Annotated in this window: 18 protein-coding genes; 12 read left to right on the forward strand and 6 right to left on the reverse strand. The window is 57.4% G+C overall.

The window, feature by feature from the left end:
• Positions 1-6: 6 nt before the first annotated feature.
• Both HXW73_RS06405 and HXW73_RS06410 read left to right on the forward strand, forming a co-directional pair.
• Positions 7-1200, forward strand: a complete 1194-nt coding sequence (locus tag HXW73_RS06405; protein WP_186255421.1) for an ATP phosphoribosyltransferase regulatory subunit — start codon at positions 7-9, stop codon at positions 1198-1200.
• Entirely contained in the window at positions 1200-2495 is a 1296-nt protein-coding gene (locus HXW73_RS06410; protein WP_186255422.1) for an adenylosuccinate synthase, read from the forward strand. The genes HXW73_RS06405 and HXW73_RS06410 overlap by 1 nt, the downstream gene beginning before the upstream one ends.
• 101 nt (positions 2496-2596) lie before the next feature.
• Here HXW73_RS06410 and cobO read toward each other — a convergent pair whose 3' ends face one another.
• Positions 2597-3196, reverse strand: coding sequence for a cob(I)yrinic acid a,c-diamide adenosyltransferase (cobO, locus tag HXW73_RS06415; protein ID WP_186255423.1), 600 nt, complete (start codon positions 3194-3196; stop codon positions 2597-2599).
• A 201-nt stretch (positions 3197-3397) separates the two neighbouring features.
• Between cobO and HXW73_RS06420 the strand changes: the two genes are divergently transcribed.
• The 4 genes from HXW73_RS06420 (at position 3398) to HXW73_RS06435 (ending at position 8360) form a co-directional block, all read left to right on the forward strand.
• On the forward strand, positions 3398-3883 hold the full coding sequence (locus HXW73_RS06420; RefSeq protein WP_186255424.1) for a YajQ family cyclic di-GMP-binding protein: 486 nt from the start codon (positions 3398-3400) through the stop codon (positions 3881-3883).
• A gap of 64 nt (positions 3884-3947) precedes the next feature.
• Complete coding sequence (gene pepN, locus HXW73_RS06425; protein ID WP_186255425.1) at positions 3948-6578, forward strand: aminopeptidase N; 2631 nt, start codon at positions 3948-3950, stop codon at positions 6576-6578.
• Positions 6579-6611: 33 nt separating this feature from the next.
• Complete coding sequence (gene yegS, locus HXW73_RS06430) at positions 6612-7568, forward strand: lipid kinase YegS (RefSeq protein ID WP_186255426.1); 957 nt, start codon at positions 6612-6614, stop codon at positions 7566-7568.
• Positions 7569-7637: 69 nt separating this feature from the next.
• Complete coding sequence (locus HXW73_RS06435; RefSeq protein WP_186255427.1) at positions 7638-8360, forward strand: hypothetical protein; 723 nt, start codon at positions 7638-7640, stop codon at positions 8358-8360.
• Between the two features lie 74 nt (positions 8361-8434).
• Here the strand turns inward: HXW73_RS06435 and HXW73_RS06440 are convergent, their stop codons facing one another.
• Positions 8435-8638 carry a cold-shock protein gene (locus HXW73_RS06440; RefSeq protein ID WP_066321172.1) on the reverse strand — a complete coding sequence of 68 codons (204 nt, stop codon included), beginning with the start codon at positions 8636-8638 and terminating at the stop codon, positions 8435-8437.
• Positions 8639-8771: 133 nt separating this feature from the next.
• On the opposite strand from HXW73_RS06440, the gene HXW73_RS06445 reads away from it, so the two are divergent.
• On the forward strand, positions 8772-9428 hold the full coding sequence (locus HXW73_RS06445) for a LysE family translocator (RefSeq protein WP_186255428.1): 657 nt from the start codon (positions 8772-8774) through the stop codon (positions 9426-9428).
• Between the two features lie 29 nt (positions 9429-9457).
• Here HXW73_RS06445 and HXW73_RS06450 read toward each other — a convergent pair whose 3' ends face one another.
• Entirely contained in the window at positions 9458-11392 is a 1935-nt protein-coding gene (locus HXW73_RS06450) for a transglycosylase SLT domain-containing protein (RefSeq protein ID WP_186255429.1), read from the reverse strand.
• Positions 11393-11489: 97 nt separating this feature from the next.
• Between HXW73_RS06450 and HXW73_RS06455 the strand changes: the two genes are divergently transcribed.
• From HXW73_RS06455 to sixA, 4 genes are all read left to right on the forward strand, one after another.
• Positions 11490-11837, forward strand: coding sequence for a YkvA family protein (locus HXW73_RS06455; RefSeq protein ID WP_186255430.1), 348 nt, complete (start codon positions 11490-11492; stop codon positions 11835-11837).
• A 100-nt stretch (positions 11838-11937) separates the two neighbouring features.
• Positions 11938-13842 carry a molecular chaperone HtpG gene (gene htpG, locus HXW73_RS06460; protein WP_186255431.1) on the forward strand — a complete coding sequence of 635 codons (1905 nt, stop codon included), beginning with the start codon at positions 11938-11940 and terminating at the stop codon, positions 13840-13842.
• Between the two features lie 254 nt (positions 13843-14096).
• Positions 14097-15164, forward strand: a complete 1068-nt coding sequence (locus HXW73_RS06465; RefSeq protein ID WP_186255432.1) for an NAD(P)H-dependent glycerol-3-phosphate dehydrogenase — start codon at positions 14097-14099, stop codon at positions 15162-15164.
• Positions 15157-15651 (forward strand): phosphohistidine phosphatase SixA, encoded by a 495-nt coding sequence (gene sixA, locus HXW73_RS06470; RefSeq protein WP_186255433.1) that lies wholly within the window; start codon positions 15157-15159, stop codon positions 15649-15651. Before HXW73_RS06465 ends, sixA begins: the two co-directional genes overlap by 8 nt.
• 45 nt (positions 15652-15696) lie before the next feature.
• On the opposite strand, the gene gatB is transcribed toward sixA, so the two are convergent.
• The 3 genes from gatB to gatC form a co-directional block, all read right to left on the reverse strand.
• The gene (gatB, locus tag HXW73_RS06475) at positions 15697-17151 is read right to left on the reverse strand and encodes an Asp-tRNA(Asn)/Glu-tRNA(Gln) amidotransferase subunit GatB (RefSeq protein ID WP_186255434.1); all 1455 of its coding nucleotides are present in this window, start codon (positions 17149-17151) and stop codon (positions 15697-15699) included.
• Complete coding sequence (gene gatA / locus HXW73_RS06480) at positions 17151-18626, reverse strand: Asp-tRNA(Asn)/Glu-tRNA(Gln) amidotransferase subunit GatA (protein WP_186255435.1); 1476 nt, start codon at positions 18624-18626, stop codon at positions 17151-17153. The genes gatB and gatA overlap by 1 nt, the downstream gene beginning before the upstream one ends.
• 65 nt (positions 18627-18691) lie before the next feature.
• Positions 18692-18979: an Asp-tRNA(Asn)/Glu-tRNA(Gln) amidotransferase subunit GatC gene (gatC, locus tag HXW73_RS06485; protein ID WP_066321240.1), complete on the reverse strand. Its 288-nt coding sequence runs from the start codon at positions 18977-18979 to the stop codon at positions 18692-18694.
• Between the two features lie 229 nt (positions 18980-19208).
• Here gatC and HXW73_RS06490 point away from each other — a divergent pair, with 229 nt between their 5' ends.
• Positions 19209-20246: a rod shape-determining protein gene (locus HXW73_RS06490; protein WP_186255436.1), complete on the forward strand. Its 1038-nt coding sequence runs from the start codon at positions 19209-19211 to the stop codon at positions 20244-20246.
• Positions 20247-20270: the final 24 nt, after the last annotated feature.

Here is a 20270-nt window from a genome sequence, read left to right on the forward strand (position 1 = left end):
GTTCACATGACCATTGCTGACCGCTGGCTATTGCCCGACGGCATGGACGAAGTGCTGCCGCCTCAGGCAAGCCGTATGGAAGAGCTACGCCGGACGTTGCTGGATCTATACCATGGCTGGGGCTATGACCAAGTCATGCCACCGCCGGTGGAGTTTCTGGACTCTCTGCTTACCGGCACGGGAACCGACCTGGACCTCCAAACCTTCAAGTTGACCGACCAGTTGACGGGGCGGATGATGGGCGCGTCGGCGGATGTTACGCCGCAGGTGGCGCGGATGGACGCCCATTCGCTCAAACGCCAAGGGCCGGTACGGCTGTGCTATTGCACCAACGTATTGCGTGCCAAGGCAGATCAGCACCAGGGGGGGCGTAGCCCCGTCCAGGTGGGGGTCGAACTGTTTGGCCACGCCGGGCTTGACGCTGACAAGGAAATTATTCACTTGGCTTTGTCGAGCCTGAAGGCGGCAGGTGCCCAGGAGATTCACCTGGCGCTGGGGCATATCGGCATTTATCGGAGCCTGGTTGAGGCGGCGGACTTGAACGCCGAGCAGGAAGCGCAGCTGTTTGACGCCCTGGCGCTCAAGTCTCCGGGGCTGTTGGCAGAAAACGTCAGTGCCAGCGTGAAAGATCCCGCGCTTGCAGAGATGCTATTGGCGCTGGGCGAACTGCATGGCGATGCCGATATTTTGCTTCAAGCGCGTGAACGTCTGGCCGGTGCGCCTGCGTCGGTGATGGCAGCATTGGACCAACTTGATGCTCTCTACCGAGGCGTGCTGGCCCAGTTTGACGTCTCGCTGTATTTTGATCTGGCTGAGTTGCGTGGCTATCAATACCATACCGGCGTGATGTTTGCGGCGTACGTGCCAGGCTACGGCCATGCACTTGTTAAAGGCGGGCGTTATGATGACACGGGACGTGCCTTCGGACGTGCGCGCCCGGCGACCGGCTTTTCGATGGACTTGAAGCAACTGGCCTCGCTGGACGTGGCCTCGTCGGAGCAAGGCGCCATTTGGGCGCCAGCCGATCAGGCCGCATCGCTTGATGCTGCCATTATAGCGCTGCGTGAGCAGGGCGAGCGGGTAATTCAGGCGCTGCCAGGGCAGCGTACGGGACCGGCGGAACACGGTTGTGACCGCCGTCTTGAGTTTATTGATGGTCGTTGGCAGCCAACGGCCCTGACACAAGAGACGAGTGCATAATGGGTAAGAATGTCGTAGTCCTGGGGACCCAGTGGGGCGATGAAGGTAAGGGCAAAATCGTTGATTTGCTGACCGAGTCAGCGTCGGCGGTGGTGCGTTTTCAGGGTGGTCATAACGCCGGTCATACGCTGGTGATTGACGGTGAAAAAACCGTGCTTCACCTGATTCCTTCCGGCGTGCTGCGGCCTGGCAAGACCTGCATCATCGGTAATGGCGTCGTGCTCTCGCCCGAAGCGCTTATCAAAGAAATTCGTGAGCTTGAAGCCAAGGGCGTTCCGGTACGTGAACGCTTGCGCTTATCGCCTGCCTGCCCGCTGATTCTGCCCTACCACGTATCCCTGGACCAGGCCCGGGAAAAAGCCCGCGGTGTCGCCAAGATTGGCACGACGGGCCGGGGTATTGGCCCCGCCTATGAAGATAAAGTCGCTCGCCGGGGTTTGCGCCTAGGCGACATGCTTCACCGCGAACGCTTTGCTTCCAAGCTGGGTGAAGTGCTCGACTATCACAACTTTGTGCTGGTGAATTACCACGGCGAGCCAGCCGTTGACTTCCAGAAAGTTCTCGACAGCGCCATGCAGATGGCCGATGAGCTACGCCCGATGGTTTCTGACACAGTGAGCATGGTGCACGACCTACGGAAAGCCGGTGAGAACATCCTTTTTGAAGGTGCCCAAGGCTCCTTGTTGGATATCGACCACGGGACCTACCCGTATGTCACCAGCTCTAATACCACCGCTGGCGGAACGGCAACGGGCTCCGGTGTTGGGCCGCTATACCTGGATTACGTACTGGGGATTACCAAGGCCTATACCACCCGCGTTGGCTCGGGGCCTTTTCCCACTGAGTTGTTTGACGCCCACGGCCGCCACTTGGCAGAAAAAGGCCATGAGTTTGGCGCCACCACTGGCCGCCCGCGGCGCTGCGGTTGGTTTGATGCCGTCGCGCTTCGCCATGCCGTGCAGATCAACTCGGTGTCCGGCATCTGCCTGACCAAGCTGGATGTGCTCGACGGGCTGGAAAATATCCGCGTCTGCGTTGGTTACCGCAGCAAGGACGGTGAAGTGCTCGACACGCCGGTCGATTCGGAAGGTTATGAAGCTCTCGAGCCGGTCTATCAGGACCTGCCAGGCTGGAAAGAGTCGACCCTGGGCGTGAAAAAGGTCGAAGAACTGCCGGCCAATGCGCGGGCCTACATCAGTTTCCTGGAAGAAAAAGTAGGTACCAGTATCGACATTATTTCCACCGGCCCGGACCGTGTCGAAACGATTGTGCTGCGCAATCCATTCGATGGATAACCGCCTGAATAGCTGACATATTCTGTAGGACTAGGCGTGTAAAAAGGGGCGACGTGTTCGCCCCTTTTTTTATTTGCTAGTTTGATTTGCTAGATAAGTGCTTAAAAATCGATACCGCGGCGCGCCTGGATGCCGTTGTTGAAGGCATGGCGGACTTCCTGCATCTCGGTCACCGTATCCGCCATGGCGACGAGTTCGCGGTGAGCGTTGCGGCCGGTAATAATCACGGTCTGTTCGCGTGGGCGGTTTTCTATGGCGGCTTTGACCGTGGCAATATCCAGATAGCCAAATTTGAGCATATAGGTGATCTCGTCCAGCACCACCAGATAGGTGTCCGGGTCGGCCAGCATTTTCTCTGCGTCTTGCCATACGGCTTGGCATGCCTGGGTATCTGCTTCCCGGTTTTGCGTTTCCCAGGTAAAACCAGTGTCCATGATGGCAACGCTCAGGTTGGGGTCTTCTTCCAGTCGATTGCGCTCGCCGCATTCCCACAGCCCCTTGATAAATTGAACAACGCCCACTTTATAGCCGTAGCCGAGGGCGCGGGTCACCGTGCCCCAAGCCGCTGTTGTCTTGCCCTTGCCGTTGCCAGTGTTGATGAGCACTAAACCACGCTGCTCGGTGGCATCCGCGACCTTCTCATCGACGCGTGCCTTGAGTTTTTCCATCGATGTTTTATGGCGTGTATTTCGGTCGGTCATGGATTTTCCTCAGGTTCGAATAGGGCATTTCGATGCCATAGCCTAAGTGATTCACCGGGCCTTGAACATCAAGGAGAATCCTCTTTTATTCCACGATAAGTTGGCTGGATTCAGTATTTTGGCGATTTCTACGCTCAGAATTGGCCGGTAGGGGGCTGGCTGCTCTAGAATAGTGGGTCATGTCTTGTCAGGAATCCGTCTATGCCCTCATTTGATATTGTCTCTGAGTTTGACCAGCACGAAGCGGCCAATGCCGTCGACCAAGCCAACCGCGAAGTCCAGTCCCGTTTTGATTTCAAGGGCGTAGATGCATCGTTCACACTTGAAAAAGACACGGTGCAGCTTGAAGCCGAGGTCGATTTTCAGCTCAAGCAGATGCTGGATGTCTTGCGTACCCGCTTGATTGCACGGGGTATCGACGCACGCTGCATGGATATTAAAGACCCTGTGCTATCGGGCGTCAAAGCCCGTCAGGAAGTGGCGCTCAAGCAGGGGCTGGATCAAAGCGAGGCGAAAGACGTCGTCAAGCGTATCAAGGCCAGTAAGCTTAAAGTCCAAGCACAAATTCAAGGTGAAAAGGTGCGCGTCACGGGGAAAAAACGTGACGACTTGCAAAGCGTTATGTCGCTATTGCGCGGTGAAGAAGGACCGGAGCTGCCGCTTCAGTTCGATAACTTCCGGGAATGACCCGACGCCCTGACAACCTCTTCACGCCGCTAACAACAGCACTGACCATAAGGAGTTTCTCATCATGTCTGATCCGCAGCCGGTTTATTTAAGCGATTACCAGCCTCCCGCCTATCGGGTGACCCATACCGAGCTGACGTTTGATCTTGACCCCGCCGCGACCCGAGTCAAAGCGCGCCTGCACATCGAGCGGCAGGCAACGGCCAATGCTGATGCACCGCTGCAACTTGACGGTGAGCAACTAACCCTTCATGCCTTGTTGATTGATGGCAATCCACTGGTGGAAAACGAGTATCAGGTAAGCGAAGAGGGGCTGCGTATTGAGCGGGTACCTGAGCGCTTTACCCTGGAAAGTGAGGTGCAACTTTCACCTAAGGACAACACGGCGCTGGAAGGCCTTTACCAGTCAAACGGTATGTTTTGTACCCAATGTGAGGCGGAAGGATTTCGCCGTATTACCTTTTATCCCGATCGCCCGGATGTGATGTCGACCTTTAAAGTGACCGTCATCGGCGATCGCGAGCGTGAACCTGTTCTGCTCGCCAACGGCAATCCGATTGAGAAAGGCGATCTTGAAAACGGTCGTCACTTTGCTATCTGGGAAGATCCGCACCCCAAGCCCTGTTATCTGTTTGCCCTGGTCGCCGGCGATTTGCATCGCGTCGAAGACCGCTTTACCACCCAGTCCGGGCGTGAGGTGACCCTGCAGCTTTGGGTCGAGGAGGAAAACCTGCCCAAAACCGAGCATGCCATGGGGTCGCTGAAACGGGCCATGGCCTGGGATGAGCAAGCCTACGGTCGCGAATACGACCTGGACCTATTCATGATCGTGGCGGTGAATGACTTCAATATGGGGGCGATGGAAAATAAAGGCCTCAATATCTTTAATTCGGCGGCGGTACTAGCCCATCCGGATACGGCTACCGATGCGGCTTTCCAGACGGTTGAGGGTATTGTCGCCCACGAATACTTCCACAATTGGTCGGGTAATCGAGTCACCTGCCGCGACTGGTTCCAGCTCTCTTTGAAGGAAGGGTTTACCGTCTTCCGCGATCAATGCTTTTCCGCCGAGACCAATTCTGCCCCTGTGAAGCGGATTCAGGACGTGTCGTTTTTCCGCACGGCGCAGTTTGCCGAAGACGCTGGACCAACAGCCCACCCGGTGCGCCCTGATCACTATATTGAGATCACCAATTTCTACACGCTGACCATTTATGAAAAGGGCGCTGAAATCGTCCGCATGTTGTGCAACCTGGTTGGCTGGGATGCCTTCCGGCATGGCGCTGATCGTTACTTCGAGCGCTTCGACGGTCAGGCGGTAACCATCGAACACTTTGTGGATTGCATGGCAGAGGCCTCGGGACTTGACCTCAGTCAGTTCATGCGCTGGTACTCCCAGGCGGGAACGCCCGAAATCGATGCCCACGGTGAATTTGACTACGCCCACGGCGAATACCATTTGACGCTGCGCCAGCGGACCCCCGCCACGCCGGGCCAAGTGGATAAAGAGCCGCTGCATATCCCTATCGCCATGGGCCTTGTGGGTACCAAGTCGGGCCAGGACCTGGCGCTTACCCTGGAAGGCGACAAGCTCGGCAAGGAGACGGTGATTCACCTGCGCGAAGACGAGCAGACCTTCGTGTTTACCGACGTGGCCGAGGCGCCGGTGCCTTCGCTGCTACGTAACTTCTCTGCGCCAGTGAAGCTGCATTTCCCGTATTCGCGTGAAGACCTTGCCTTCCTGCTAACCCAGGACAGCGACGGATTTAACCGCTGGGATGCCGGGCAGCGGCTGGCAATGCTAGCGCTGGATGACTTGATTGCCGCTCACCGTAATGGGGTGGAAAAGGTGATGGACAGTCGCGTGATTGAGGCATTCCGCGCGTTATTGGCCAATGCGCCGGCGGATAAAGCGGTACTTGCCGAAATGCTCACGCTACCTTCGGAAGCCTACATCGCCGAGCAGCAGCCGATTGTCGATGTCGATGCTATTCATGCGGCCCGAGAGTTTGTCCGGCAGTCACTGGCGATGGCGCTTCGTGATGAATTCATGGCGACCTTTGAGGCCAATCGTTCTAGTGAGCCCTATGCGCCGACGCCTGAGCAGATTGCCCAGCGCAGCTTGAAGAATGTAGCGCTCAGCTACCTGATGTCGATTGAAGACGAGCAGGGCGTAGCGCTTTGCGAAGGCCAGTTTGCGGCGAACCATAACATGACCGATGTTCGTCATGCCTTGACGCTACTGGTTCATAGTGACCGTGACGACCTGGCCTCTCCGGCGCTCAAGACCTTCGGTGAAAAGTGGGCCCATGACCCGCTGGTCATGGATCAGTGGTTTACGATTCAGGTCTCGCGTCCCCAGCCGGACGTGCTCGACCGGGTGAAGTACCTGATGGCCCATCCCGCCTTCTCGCTGAAGAACCCCAATCGTGTGCGGGCGCTGATTGGTGCTTTTGCCCAAAACCGCGTCAATTTCCATCGCCTGGATGGACAGGGCTACGCCCTGCTGGCCGATGTCGTGATCGAATTGAACCGCCTAAATCCTGAAATAGCGGCGCGCCTGATTACCCCGCTAACCCGCTGGCAACGGTTCGATGAAACGCGGCAGGACTTGATGCGGTCAGAGCTTGAACGCATTCAACGCGAACCGCTATCGAGCAATGTATATGAGGTGGTGGAAAAGGCGCTGGCGTAACAAATCAATGGAGTGATAAGAAAGGAAATCTCAGTGACAACACCAAAAAAACGTTTTTTACTCATTGTTAATGGTAAATCAGCCGGTAATGCGGCGTTACGTGAAGCGGTAGCTGAGCAAAGAAAGGCAGGGATGCCGATTAGTGTTCGGGCCACCTGGGAAGCAGGTGATGCCGAGCATTTTGCCGAAGTCGCCGTCGACATGGGAATGACTCACGTGATTGCCTGTGGCGGGGATGGTACCGTCAACGAGGTGATGAACGGTCTGATGCGTCTGGATAAAGAGCGGCGCCCGATCATGGGGATTGTACCGCTGGGTAGCGCTAATGACTTTGCTACCTCGGTAGGCTTGCCGTTGGAGCCTTCCGAGGCGCTCTCGGCGGCGTGGACGCTGTCTGATCACCCGATTGACGTCGTTAAACTATGTGCCGAGAGCGACATTGAGTCGGTCACCAGCTATTACGTTAATATGTTGACGGGAGGCTTTGGTGCCGAAATTACCTCGTCGACCCCAAAAATGCTCAAGCGCATGTTGGGTGGTGGGGCGTATTCACTGATGGGCGCCGTCAAGGCATGGCGACACCGCAGCTACCGTGGCACGCTATGTTGGGATGATCAGCAGGAGTCGACGTCGCTTTTACTGCTGGCAATTGGCAACGGTCGCCAGTCAGGAGGTGGCCAGGTGTTGGCCCCAAAGGCGAAATTGGATGACGGCCATCTTGATATTCTCGTGGTCAAGGATTTTCTTACCGCGAAAGCGCTGCCGGATTTGGTTAGCGAATTACAGGATTTTCCCAGCCAGGGACGTTTCGTGCGCTATGTAACGGCGGATGCGCTCAGCGTGACGACGTTGGACGACGACCCCTGGCCACTCACGTTAGATGGCGAGGCGCGCTACTATCGACGTTTTCGTGCTGACGTTGTGCCGTTGGCCATCCATGTGGTGCTGCCCGATAATTGCCCACTACTGTCATCGGTCGTAGAGACCTGAAACTGATAACCTATCATTGACCCATTTTTACAGAGGCGATGAGGCGTACACATTGAGGAGACAACATAAATGACTAACCGCGTTTGGCTACCTGTGCTAGCTGCTGTCATGTTGGTGGTCAGTGGCTGTGGCGATAACGACGAAACGTCGAACGCCAATCAGCAGGAAGAGTCCGCTTCATCATCAAATGAGGTAGACGCAGGGGCTGCTGATACTGAAGCAGGTAGTACTGAAGAGTCAGAGGAGGCCGCCGTCGCCGGGCCAGACACCAACGGCAGCGAGGAAGATAGCGATGCCATTGAATCGCGTCAAGCCGAAGAAGAATTAGATAGGGCCGAGGCCCTTGAAAGTGAGGAGGCAGAGGATGACGCTGCCACGCAGACCGAAGACGTCGAGGCCGACGAGGATACCTTAGCCGCTGATCCTGAAGACGTGCTTGAGGAAGGGGGCGCAATGCCCGGTGAAGCAACACGGTCGGATGTGGACGACATGATTGCCGAGACCGAACGCCGCTTTGAAGAGGCACAGCAGCGTCTTGAAGAGCAGTTTCAGGAAGTCGAGGGGCAGTCCCCTGTAGTTGAGCCTATCAGCGATGAAGAGATGGATGAGCGCTGGGAGTTTGAAAGCAGCCTGCCTGAGTCGGCGCGGGACGAAGAGCGCACGCGCGGGAGTGATATCGATGAGCTGATCGAAGATACCGAGCGGCGTTTTGAAGAGGCTGAGCAGCGATTGAATGAACAGTTTGAATCAATCGAGGAAGAACGCCCCGAGAGTTTAGAGCAGGAAGAGTAACTTCCCTGGTGAGGTTTTCGCGCTAGGCAAATAAAGGCCCGCATCAATATGCGGGCCTTGTGCGCGATAGCGTATTACGCAACGCGTATATTGGAAGCCTGAAGGCCTTTTTTACCTTGGGTCACTTCAAAGCTGACTTTCTGACCATCTTGCAGGCTTTTAAAACCTTCAGCTTGAATTTCGGAGAAGTGGGCAAAAAGATCGTCACCACCATCATCCGGAGAGATGAAGCCGTAACCTTTGGTATCGTTGAACCACTTGACAGTGCCAGTTGCCATTATGCATATCCTTAACGAGCTTGATGTTCAAGCGAGCCGCTATTGCGAACCCGCCTGAATTACTCTAGATGCAAAAAAACCTGTCGTCCAGTCACAATGTGATGAATCTTTTCCACTTTGCGAGTGCCTTTCTATGACGCCATTTAGCCTGATCGATGCGCAGTTTGTGCCATTTGTCATTGCCATTACATTGCTGTCGATCACCCCAGGGGTCGATACGTTGCTGGTAATCCGTAATACGGCCAGGGGTGGATTCCGCGATGGTGTTGTCACCAGTATGGCGATCTGTAGCGGCTTGTTTGTGCACGCTACCATCTCGGCCATGGGGATTTCGCTGATCTTGCTGCAGTCGGCCTGGGCGTTTCATGCCTTGAAGTTGGTGGGGGCTGGTTATTTGATCTGGCTGGGCGTTAGCAGCCTGATGGCCGCAAGGCGTGGTCAGCCATTGCCAGTAACAGGGGTGATGACCCCTGGTACGGCCGTACCGCTCTGGCAACCGCTGAAAGAAGGGTTTTTATCCAATGTGCTCAACCCCAAGACGGTGGTGTTTTACATGGCATTTTTGCCGCAGTTCATTGCCCCGAGCGATCCGGCACTGGTCAAATCGCTCTGGTTGGCAGGCGTGCATTTCGTGATCGCCAACGTCTGGCAAATCAGCGTGGTGCTGATGGTTGGCAGTGCCGGAAAATGGCTGGCCAGCGCACGCTTTGCGCAAACGCTCAACGCCATGACCGGTGCTGTACTGGTGATGCTGGGGATTCGGCTGGCGTTCTCGCAGCGGCCGGTGTAACACGGCCGCGGTCCGTCCCTGGGCGCGTATTAATCGCGAGTCACCAGCGCTCGGTTGTAACGCACCTGCTTTTCGCCGTCGCTCAGCAGCGATACGCCGTCGCTCGAGCCGTTGGCGAGGCTTTCAAAAATGGCGCGATAACTCAGCACGGCCTGCACGTAGTTGCGTGTTTCACGATAGGGAATGCGTTCCACAAAGAGGTCAAAGGCCTCGATGCTGTACTCCCCCAGCCAGCGATCCACCCGCCCAGGGCCAGCGTTGTACGCAGCCGCTGCGGCTAAACGATTGCCCTGGTAGCGTTGTAACTTGTCACGTAAATAAGTGCTGCCCAGGCGAATGTTCAGCTCTGGGTCGAGTACGCCGTAGGGGCCAGGGTCATCGAGGCCCAGTTGGCGACTTACCTGAGTAGCGGTACCGGGCATCAGCTGCATCAGCCCGCGGGCGCCGGCAGGTGACAGCGCGTTGGGGTTGTAGGCGCTTTCACGCCGGGTAATCGCCATTAGCAGGTAAGGGTCCACGCCGCTAATGCGCCCCCAGTGGATGAAATCGTCGTGGTAGGCCTGCGGGAAGCGCCACTCGAGAGCATCCCACATGCCAGCCGCGATAGTGGTCTGTACCAGCCGCGCATGCCAGCCTTGTTCGTCGGCGAAATCGGCCAGCGCCCGGGCCTCTTCCGTGGATGCCTGCTGAACGGCATGCAGCCATTCGCTGTTGGCTAAGCCGTCTTCGCCGATACGCATCAATGCCTGGGTACGCTGCACCATGGGCAGTTGCGCGATACGCTCGCGTGAAGCGTCGTCAAAATAGAACCGCTCGTTGTTTAACGCCAACGGCTGCCCCAAGCGCTCAGCAGCGGCAAAACCGTAAAAACTACGCTGTGAAGCGGCTTGCTGGAAATGCGTTGTTGCCGCCGTTTGATCGCCTAGCTGTTCGCTGGCCCGGGCAAGCCAGTATTGCCACCGTGCATCTGTTTGCTGCTCGGCGGGCATTTGGTTAATCCAGTGGCGCACCGTGTCCCATTGCTGTGCCTGAAGGGCGCGGCGAACTCGTAATTCAAAGACACGCTCGCTGTCCAGGCGTGGCAAAACGCTATCGACCCAGGCCATCGAGTTGGGCACTTCACGTACCAGCACGTAATACGCGAGCTCTTCTTCGATAAGACGCTGATCGCTGGGCAACAGGCTCAACCGCTCGGACAGGGAACGCCACACAAAGAGAGCTTGCGGGGTGTCATCAAGCGTAAGGCGCTGCATGGCAGCCCGGTAAAAAGCGGCCGTAGCCGCGCATTCCGGTCCCAGACAGGTAGGTGCGCTAAGTAAGCGCTGAGGGTCACTATCCACCGCTTCGTAGGTATCAATGGCAGTTTGCCAGCGTCCGCTTAATTGATTGCTCAGGTAGTCGGCTAGCCCACGATTATCTGCCTGCCAGGCCAGCATCAGGCGTTCCCAAATCAACTCGCCATCGATCGTGCCGTTAGCTCTCAAACGGTCAAACAACGGGTCGCAGGCGTTTGGTTGGGATTGACCCACAAGCCAGAGGCGTTGGCCTGCCTCCGACGCTTGTTGAGGGTCAATGTCAAAATGGGCCGTGTGGTAGTGACATTGCCGAGCGGCGCCGTTGGGCTCACCATTACTGACCGCTCGTACACGGTCGTACTGGCCTGCCTCACCGTATTGGTCGATGGCCTGACCGCGCATCCAGTCACTTAGCGGCGAGTCGCTGTGGGTATCGATATAGCGGTTGACCGTTTCCGGCGGCAGGCCAGGTAGCTGGTTGCGCAACCGGTGGTAAGTGACATAGCCGTTTAGCGGATGATCTTCAATGGCCGCCATGTCAATACGGCCCCACTGCTGGTTGCGTGCGGCATCGAGTGCGTCGCGCATTGCACTGTCGCTTGAGGCCCACGACATGCTTGGTAAACAGGCAATGAAAGCAATGGATAATAGGCGGGCAGTGCAGGGCATGGTGCTTCCTCAATACGGCATGGGGTGGCCTTGGGGTACTGAACTATCCTAACGTAAAAGACTCTGACAACCGAACGCCTTAGAGGATTCAATACTGATGGCCCTAGTATCTAAATGGTGGTGGCTGCGTCGACTTAAATCCCGTGCCTGGGTATTCAAGCGTATGTGGCGTGCGCTGACATTGTTTTTCCCCATGACACGAGACGTCGTCAAGGGGCGCTTTCGGCCTGTGCCCTGGTCAGCCTTCGGCTTGATGGCGGTGGCGCTGATTTATCTGGTGTTACCGTTTGATTTGATCCCCGATTTTCTTATGTTGATCGGCGTGGTTGACGATGTCGTCATTATCGGTTGGTTGCTCAATCGCATGGACCAACAGTTGGCTGGCTATCGCGCCTGGAAATACCCCGAGAGTGAATCCGCTAACTCCCCGCACACGGCCGCTTGAAAAATTTTCCCTCAGCCCCATATCTCGTTCACATCAACTTTTATGCCTTCGCCACCTTGGCAAGGCGCTTTACGTACCGAGATCAATGAGGGCTGAGCGAATGTCCAATACGACCCACGAAGAAACACTTGGCTTTCAAACGGAAGTTAAGCAGCTGTTGAATCTGATGATTCACTCGCTGTACTCCAACCGAGAAATTTTCCTTCGCGAGCTGATATCCAACGCTGCTGATGCCTGCGACAAGCTGCGCTATGCGGCCTTGGACAACGATGGGCTCTACGAAGGCGACAGCGAGCTACGTGTTGAGATCGAACACGATGCCGAGGCCGGAACGGTAACGCTGCGCGACAACGGTATCGGCATGACGCGCGATGACGTGATTGCCAACCTGGGCACCATCGCGCGCAGCGGTACGTCCGAGTTCCTCAAGCAGCTGTCAGGTGAACAGCAGAAAGACGCCAAGCTGATTGGTCAGTTCGGCGTGGGTTTCTATTCCAGCTTTATTGTCGCCGACGATGTAACGGTCCGCACACGAAAGGCCGGTGAAGATGCAAGTGCTGGCGTGGAATGGCGCTCGAAAGGCGAAGGTGAGTTCACCGTCGCCGACATCGATCTCGAGCAACACGGCACCGAAATTACCCTGCATCTGAAAGACGACGCCAAAGAATTTGCTGACGACTTCCGTCTGCAAAACCTGGTGCGCAAGTACTCGGACCATATCGAAGTGCCGGTACGCATGCCCAAGACTGAAACAGCCAAGGACGACGAGGGCAATCCGGTCGAAGGCAGCGAAGTGACTACCTGGGAAATCGTCAACGAAGCAACAGCGCTGTGGGTACGCCCGAAGAGCGATATTTCGGATGACGAGTACAAGGCGTTCTACAAGCACGTGGCCCACGACTTTAGCGACCCGCTTACCTGGAGCCACAACAAGGTGGAAGGCAAGCTGGAATATACCAGCCTGCTGTTTGTACCCGGTCGTGCGCCGTTTGATATGTTCGACCGCGACGGTGCCCGCGGTGTGAAGCTCTACGTCCAGCGTGTCTTCATCATGGACGATGCCGAGCAGTTCCTGCCGCTTTACCTGCGCTTTATCAAAGGCGTGCTGGATACTCGTGACCTGTCGCTGAACGTATCCCGCGAGCTTCTGCAGCAGGACCCCAAGGTCGACAAGATCAAGGGAGCGTTGACCAAGCGGGCATTGGATATGCTCAAGAAGCTCGCCAAGGATAGCGAGCAGTACCAAACCTTCTGGAACACCTTCGGAAGCGTGCTGAAAGAAGGGCCGGGTGAAGACGCGGCCAACCGCGAAAAAATCGCCGGCTTACTGCGCTTTGCCTCGACCCACACCGACACCGTCGCTCAGGAACACTCGCTGGCCGACTACGTCGCGCGGATGAAAGAAGGGCAGCAGAAAATCTACTACGTGGTGGCCGACAGCTTTAATGCCGCCAAGCACAGCCCGCACCTGGAAATCTTCCGTAAAAAGGGCATCGAGGTGCTGCTGCTCTCCGACCGTATTGATGAGTGGCTGATGAGCCATCTCACTGAGTTTGATGGCAAATCATTTGCTGACGTGGGTAAAGGCGAGCTCGATCTTGGCGATGTAGAAGACGAAGCCGAGAAAAAAGAGCAGGAAGAAACCGCCAAAGCCAAGGAATCACTGGTTAAGCGCGTCAAGGAAGCCCTGGGCGAAGGCGTACAGGATGTCAAAGTCACCCACCGCCTGACGGACTCGCCAGCCTGTGTGGTGCTTCCTGAGCACGAAATGGGCTATCAGATGCGCCGCATCATGGAAGCTGCCGGGCAGCCATTGCCCAAGGTCAGGCCGATTCTGGAATTGAATCCCAGCCATTCGCTGGTCGCGCGGTTGGAAAGTGCCGACGAAGGCCTGTTTGCCGACCTGGCACACATTCTGCTGGATCAGGCGATTATCGCGGAAGGCGGCCACCTGGATGACCCGGCCGCTTACGTGAAGCGCCTCAATGGAGTGCTGGCGGCATAACGCTCACTTAACGGCGTATAACGGCCCCTTGGGAGTGATGACCCCAAGCGGGCCGTTTGTTTTTGTCGTACCCTTATTAACTATTGCGCTTGCCCATACTGCGTTGAAATTAGCCTCGTGCGCGAGTCCGATCAAAATACTCATTTACTACGCGTAAACTCCGTTTTTTCGGCTAATTTCGCCTTGTCTGGCCTTCGCTCATGACGTTAATTAGAGGCTTCTAGTCTTTCGCTTACCAACTATCCGGGATTCCCATGGCTGAGCAGCAGATTCAGGTCGCCGTTCTGGGCGGCGGTAGTTTTGGCACCGCCTTGGCAAGCATCGCCGCTGACAACGGCGCGCAGGTGCGTCAATGGATGCGCGATGAAGCGCTGGTGGAACAGATCAATCGGGAGCGGCGCAACGGCCGCTATTTGCCGAATTATGCCATCAACCCGGCTGTGCAGGCGTCCACCGATCTTGAAACGGTATTGCACGACGCTGAACTGGTGCTGATTGCGATTCCGTCCCAGGCTTTTCGCAGCGTTGTTCAGGCGGCCAAACCGTGGCTAAGGCCCGAGCAAATCCTGGTCAGTACCACCAAGGGGATTGAGCAATCCGGCTTTTTATTGATGAGCCAGGTGCTTGAGCAGGAAACCGGCTTTACCCATATCGGGGTGATTTCGGGTCCCAACCTCGCCTCGGAAATTGCTGATAAACAGCTCACCGCCACGGTGATCGCCAGCGCCGATTCCCTGACCCGTACCCGGGTTCAGCAGGCGCTTGGTTGCCGTTACTTCCGTGTCTATGCCAGCAATGACCGCCACGGTGCCGAACTGGGCGGGGCGCTGAAAAATATCTACGCCATTGCCGCGGGCATGGCCGCGGCACTCGGCATGGGCGAGAATACCCGCAGTATGCTGATGACCCGGGCACTGGCGGAAATGAGCCGCTTTGCGGTTGCTCAGGGGGCTAATCCCATGACGTTCTTGGGCCTTGCCGGGGTGGGGGATTTAATCGTTACCTGCTCGTCAGACTTGTCGCGTAACTATCGGGTGGGGCACGCCATCGGCGAGGGGCGCTCCCTGGATGAAGCCGTCGATGCGCTTGGCCAGGTGGCGGAAGGCGTCAATACCGTAAAGCTTGTGTGCACCCAAGCGGCCGACATGGGTGTCTACATGCCGCTGGCGGAAGGGCTCTACCACGTGCTGTTTGACGGTGTGCCGGCCCAGGAGATGGCGCGTACGTTAATGATGGGCGAGCAAAGCAGCGACGTTGAGTTCATTTTGCCGCGCGAAGACGTCCAGCAAGCCCACCGCGAAACAGGACATTGGCATGAATGATTCATCAACCCAACAGCTCTGGCTAATGCGCCACGGCGAAGCGGGCCCCGGCCGACCCGATGAACAGCGAACGCTGACGCCGCAGGGCGAGCAGGAAGTTGCCAAGGTCGGGGCGTGGCTGGCCGCGCATATAGCGGCCCAGGCAGGAGCGCCGCCGAGGCTGCTGGCAAGTCCCTTTCGTCGCGCTCAGCAGACAGCTGCCCAGTTGAGTAAGGCGCTGTCGGTGCCGGTGGAAACCCTGCCGCTGATCACCCCAGACGATGCCCCCGAAGCGGTCATCGACTGGTTGGTCGAGCAAACCGATGAACGGCTGATTCTGGTCAGCCATATGCCGTTGGTAGGGGAGCTTGCCGAGACGCTGGTCGACGGTCGCTCAGCCCGAGGTGTCGGATTTCCCACCGCCGGGCTTGCCGAATTCACTGCACCGGTATGGGCAAAAGGCTGCGCGCAGCTGACGCGTTTTCTGCATCCAGGCCAGTTGGACTAACAAAAACGGCCGCATAAGCGGCCGTTGTCCAACGAACAGCGATATTTACAGCAGTGCGTCAAGCTTCTCTTTTAGCAGGCCATTTACCTGCTGGGGGTTGGCAGTGCCGCGGGAGGCCTTCATGACCTGGCCGACGAAATAGCCAATCATCTTGCCGCGTTTTTCGGGTTCGGCGTCGCAATATTGCGCCACCTGAGCGGGACTGTCGGCAATCACCTGATCAATCATCGCTTCGATGGCGCCGGTGTCGGTGACCTGCTTTAACCCTTTTTCCTCGATGATGGCATCGGCGCTTGCGCCTTCCCCGTGCCACAGTCCCTGAAACACCTCTTTGGCGGCTTTGCCGTTAATGGTGTCGTCGAGCACGCGTTGGACCAGCTCACCCAGTTGGGCGGCGGTGACCGGGCTGTTGGCGATGCTGAGGTTTTCGCGGTTGAGCGCACCGGACAGCTCACCCTGCACCCAGTTGGCGGCCTGCTTGGCATCGCCGCAAACGCGATGGACTTCCTCGAAATATTCCGCCATGTCGCGGCTGGCGGAAAGCACGGATGCATCGTAGGCCGATAGGCCTAGCGCTTGCTGAAAACGCTCGCGTTTTTCAGCAGGCAGCTCCGGTAGCTGGCTGCGCAGATGGTCCAGGTAGGCCTGGTCGAGTACCACTGGCAGCAGGTCGGGGCAGGGGAAGTAGCGGTAGTCGTTGGCTTCTTCCTTGGTGCGCATGCTGCGTGTCTCATCGCGCTCAGGGTCGAACAGGCGGGTCTCTTGGACGACCTTGCCACCGTCCTCGATCAGTTCGATCTGCCGCTCGACTTCAAAGGCAATGGCGCGTTCCACAAAGCGGAAGGAGTTGACGTTCTTGATCTCGGCCCGGGTGCCAAAGGCTTCCTGGCCTTTGGGGCGCACCGAGACGTTGACGTCGCAGCGCATCGAGCCTTCCGCCATATTGCCGTCGGAAATGCCCAGGTAGGTGACAATCGAGTGAATCGCCTTGAGGTAGGCGGCCGCCTCTTTGGCATTGCGCATATCCGGTTCAGAGACGATCTCCAGCAGCGGCGTGCCGGCGCGATTCAAGTCAATGCCCGTCATGCCGTGGAAGTCTTCGTGCAGGGATTTCCCTGCGTCTTCTTCCAGGTGGGCATGGTGGATACGAATGCGTTTGGTGGTGTCATCATCCAGGGCGATTTCGACCTCGCCAGGCCCCACGATGGGGTGGTACATCTGGCTGGTCTGATAACCCTTCGGCAAATCAGGGTAGAAGTAATTTTTACGGTCAAACACCGATACTTCGGCGATATCGGCATGCACGGCCAGGCCGAACTTCACCGCCATGGCCACGGCCTGTTCGTTGAGTACCGGCAGCACGCCAGGCATGCCCAGGTCGACCGCGCAGGCCTGACTGTTCGGTTCAGCGCCGAAAGCGGTTGACGCGCCGGAGAAAATCTTCGAGTGGGTGGCAAGTTGAACGTGGACTTCAAGCCCAATCACGGTTTCCCATTGCATTAGGCGCTCTCCTCGGCAAAATCAGGGCGTTGCAAGTGCCAATCGGTCGTTTGCTGGAACTGGTGGGCGACATTCAAAAGCTGGGCTTCGGCAAAGTGGGTGCCCAGTATCTGCAAGCCGATCGGGCGGCGCTCCGTCGGGCGGCTGCCAACGAATCCGGCGGGAACGCTGATGCCCGGGATACCCGCCAGATTGACGGCAATCGTATAGATATCCTGCAGGTACATCGATACCGGATCCTTCTTGGCGCCTAGATCAAACGCCGGCGTCGGCGAGGCAGGCCCCATCAGGACGTCCACATCTTCAAAGGCATCCAGGAAGTCCTGGCGAATCAAGCGGCGAACTTTCTGCGCTTTGGTGTAATAGGCGTCAAAAAAGCCCTCGGACAACGTATGGGTGCCGATCAGGATACGGCGCTGTACTTCGTCGCCAAAGCCCTCGGCACGCGAGCGCTTGTAGAGGTCGATCAGGTCGCTTGGGTTATCGCAGCGGTGACCGAAACGCACGCCGTCGAAGCGCGACAGGTTGGATGAGGCTTCGGCAGGGGCAATGACGTAATAAGCGGGAATGGCGTAATGCGTGTGGGGCAAGCTGACATCCCGCACCGTGGCGCCCAATGACTCAAAGACATTGACTGCTTCACGCACGGCTTTCTCGACTTCAGGGTCGAGGCCTTCGCCGAAATACTCTTTGGGAAGACCGATTTTCAGCCCCGAGAGTGGCGCATTGAGCGTTTCCGTATAGTCGGGTACGCCACGGGCGACGCTGGTGGAGTCGCGGCCGTCGTGGCCCGCCATGGCGTTTAACAGGTGCGCGCAATCTTCGGCGCTGCGTGCCATGGGGCCCGCCTGGTCAAGGCTCGAGGCGTAGGCGATGATCCCGTAACGCGAAACACGCCCGTAGGTCGGCTTGAGGCCGGTAATTCCGCAGAACGCTGCTGGCTGACGGATCGATCCGCCGGTATCGGTGCCCAGAGCTGCCGGTGTCAGTCCTGCGGCGACGGCCGCGGCACTTCCGCCGGAGCTGCCACCCGGCACAGCAGTGAGGTCCCAGGGGTTTTTAACCGGCCCGTAGTAACTGCTTTCGTTGGATGAGCCCATGGCAAACTCGTCCATGTTGGTTTTGCCAAGGGTCACCGTGCCCGCCGCCTTGAGTTTTTCCACCACGGCCGCATCGTAAGGCGCGTTGAAATTATCCAGCATCCTGGAGCCGCAGCTGGTTTTAATGCCCTGGGTGCAAAAAATATCCTTCAGTGCCAGTGGCACGCCCGTCAACAGGTTCGCCGTTCCCTTGGCGCGCGCCTGGTCGGCGGCGTCGGCCTGTTCCAGGGCTTGGTCAGCGGTGACGGTAATAAAACTGTTCAGTATGGCACCGCTGTGCTGAATGCGTTGCAGATAGTGCTCAGTTAGCTCACGGCTGGATAGTTCACCGCTGCCCAGCGCGTTGGCAAGTTGCGTCAGTGTCTTGTCGTGCATGACCTGAGAGCTCCGTTCGAAGCAAAAGATAAGGATGAAAAGGCGGTTAATGCCTGGGTGATGCGCTATTCGACCACGCGGGGCACCAGGTACAGACCGTTTTCAACCGCTGGGGCGCAGCGCTGGAAAGTGTCGCGCTGGTTGGTTTCGGTGACTTCGTCGGCGCGCAGGCGTTGGGTGGCATCGAGCGGATGGGCCAGGGGCGCGACGCCGTCGGTATTGACGCCTTGCAGCTGGTCGACCATGTCCAGAATTCGGCTCAGGTCCTCTACGAAACCGCTGGCTTGGTCATCGCTGACGGCGATCCGGGCTAGATGGGCGGCCCGGCGCACATGAGAGTCTTCAAGCGCCATGATCGGAAATTCCTCGCGAAGGTGATGGAACATATCCCGCATTACGCGGTATACAGTCAGTCATCGTAATAACGTCTTGTATCGCAGATGTGTAAAATAGCCGCAAAATGTACCACATCTTGGCGCAAACGGGCAGTGTTTGCCGCGACTCGTGCTTGCTGCCAGGGGGTTGCGGTGATACCGTTTGCATCCGCACAGGGTTCCCAGTCTGCACTAGGTATCAACATCCATGTTCAAACGTCTGAGGGGGCTGTTTTCCAGCGATCTATCGATCGACCTGGGTACGGCCAACACACTGATTTACGTACGCGGCCGTGGCATCGTCCTTGACGAGCCATCCGTCGTTGCTATCCGTCAATCCGGTAATATGCGCACCGTCGCAGCGGTAGGCGCTGATGCTAAACGCATGCTGGGGCGTACGCCGGGTAACATTACGGCTATCCGCCCGATGAAAGACGGCGTTATCGCTGATTTTACCGTCACCGAGCAAATGCTTCAGCACTTTATCCGCAAAGTGCATCAAAGCACCTTCATCACGCCCAGCCCGCGCGTGCTGGTCTGCATCCCCTATATGGCGACGCAGGTAGAGCGCCGCGCGATTCGCGAGTCAGCCGAGGGTGCTGGCGCACGCCGGGTGGACCTGATCGAGGAGCCCATGGCGGCGGCGATTGGTGCCGGGCTGCCCGTGGAAGAAGCGCAAGGCTCGATGGTGGTGGATATCGGCGGCGGTACCACTGAAATTGCGATTATTTCGCTCAACGGTATTGTCTATTCTGAATCTATCCGCGTGGGTGGTGACCGCTTCGACGAAGCCATCATTGCCTACGTGCGTCGTCATTACGGCAGCTTGATTGGCGAAGCGACCGCTGAGCGCATCAAGGAAGAAATTGGTTGCGCCTATCCTGGCGGTGAGCTTCGCGAGATCGATGTGCGCGGGCGAAACCTGGCTGAAGGGATTCCGCGCAGCTTTACGCTCAATTCCCACGAAATTCTCGAAGCACTGCAAGAGACATTGGGCTCAATTGTCGCAGCGGTCAAAAATGCGCTTGAGCAATCACCTCCCGAACTGGCGTCTGATATCGCCGAGCGGGGGCTGGTACTGACCGGTGGTGGTGCGCTGCTGCGTGATATCGATAAGCTGATCGCCGAGGAAACCGGGCTGCCCGTGATCGTGGCAGAAGATCCGCTGACTTGCGTGGCTAGAGGTGGCGGCAAGGCTCTCGAAATGATTGATCAGCACACCTTTGAGTTGCTGTCGAGCGACTAATCGCAGCGGTTAATCGCGGGGGAT

Origin of the sequence: Halomonas sp. SH5A2, assembly GCF_014263395.1 — a bacterium.
Taxonomy (GTDB): domain Bacteria; phylum Pseudomonadota; class Gammaproteobacteria; order Pseudomonadales; family Halomonadaceae; genus Vreelandella.

What these genes read in the sequence shown, in the direction of transcription:
- HXW73_RS06405 (WP_186255421.1), top strand. Translation starts at nt 7, where the DNA reads ATGACCATTGCTGACCGCTGGCTATTGCCCGACGGCATGGACGAAGTG.
- HXW73_RS06410 (WP_186255422.1), top strand. Translation starts at nt 1,200, where the DNA reads ATGGGTAAGAATGTCGTAGTCCTGGGGACCCAGTGGGGCGATGAAGGT.
- cobO (WP_186255423.1), bottom strand. Translation starts at nt 3,196, where the DNA reads ATGACCGACCGAAATACACGCCATAAAACATCGATGGAAAAACTCAAG.
- HXW73_RS06420 (WP_186255424.1), top strand. Translation starts at nt 3,398, where the DNA reads ATGCCCTCATTTGATATTGTCTCTGAGTTTGACCAGCACGAAGCGGCC.
- pepN (WP_186255425.1), top strand. Translation starts at nt 3,948, where the DNA reads ATGTCTGATCCGCAGCCGGTTTATTTAAGCGATTACCAGCCTCCCGCC.
- HXW73_RS06435 (WP_186255427.1), top strand. Translation starts at nt 7,638, where the DNA reads ATGACTAACCGCGTTTGGCTACCTGTGCTAGCTGCTGTCATGTTGGTG.
- HXW73_RS06440 (WP_066321172.1), bottom strand. Translation starts at nt 8,638, where the DNA reads ATGGCAACTGGCACTGTCAAGTGGTTCAACGATACCAAAGGTTACGGC.
- HXW73_RS06445 (WP_186255428.1), top strand. Translation starts at nt 8,772, where the DNA reads ATGACGCCATTTAGCCTGATCGATGCGCAGTTTGTGCCATTTGTCATT.
- HXW73_RS06450 (WP_186255429.1), bottom strand. Translation starts at nt 11,392, where the DNA reads ATGCCCTGCACTGCCCGCCTATTATCCATTGCTTTCATTGCCTGTTTA.
- HXW73_RS06455 (WP_186255430.1), top strand. Translation starts at nt 11,490, where the DNA reads ATGGCCCTAGTATCTAAATGGTGGTGGCTGCGTCGACTTAAATCCCGT.
- htpG (WP_186255431.1), top strand. Translation starts at nt 11,938, where the DNA reads ATGTCCAATACGACCCACGAAGAAACACTTGGCTTTCAAACGGAAGTT.
- HXW73_RS06465 (WP_186255432.1), top strand. Translation starts at nt 14,097, where the DNA reads ATGGCTGAGCAGCAGATTCAGGTCGCCGTTCTGGGCGGCGGTAGTTTT.
- sixA (WP_186255433.1), top strand. Translation starts at nt 15,157, where the DNA reads ATGAATGATTCATCAACCCAACAGCTCTGGCTAATGCGCCACGGCGAA.
- gatB (WP_186255434.1), bottom strand. Translation starts at nt 17,151, where the DNA reads ATGCAATGGGAAACCGTGATTGGGCTTGAAGTCCACGTTCAACTTGCC.
- gatA (WP_186255435.1), bottom strand. Translation starts at nt 18,626, where the DNA reads ATGCACGACAAGACACTGACGCAACTTGCCAACGCGCTGGGCAGCGGT.
- gatC (WP_066321240.1), bottom strand. Translation starts at nt 18,979, where the DNA reads ATGGCGCTTGAAGACTCTCATGTGCGCCGGGCCGCCCATCTAGCCCGG.
- HXW73_RS06490 (WP_186255436.1), top strand. Translation starts at nt 19,209, where the DNA reads ATGTTCAAACGTCTGAGGGGGCTGTTTTCCAGCGATCTATCGATCGAC.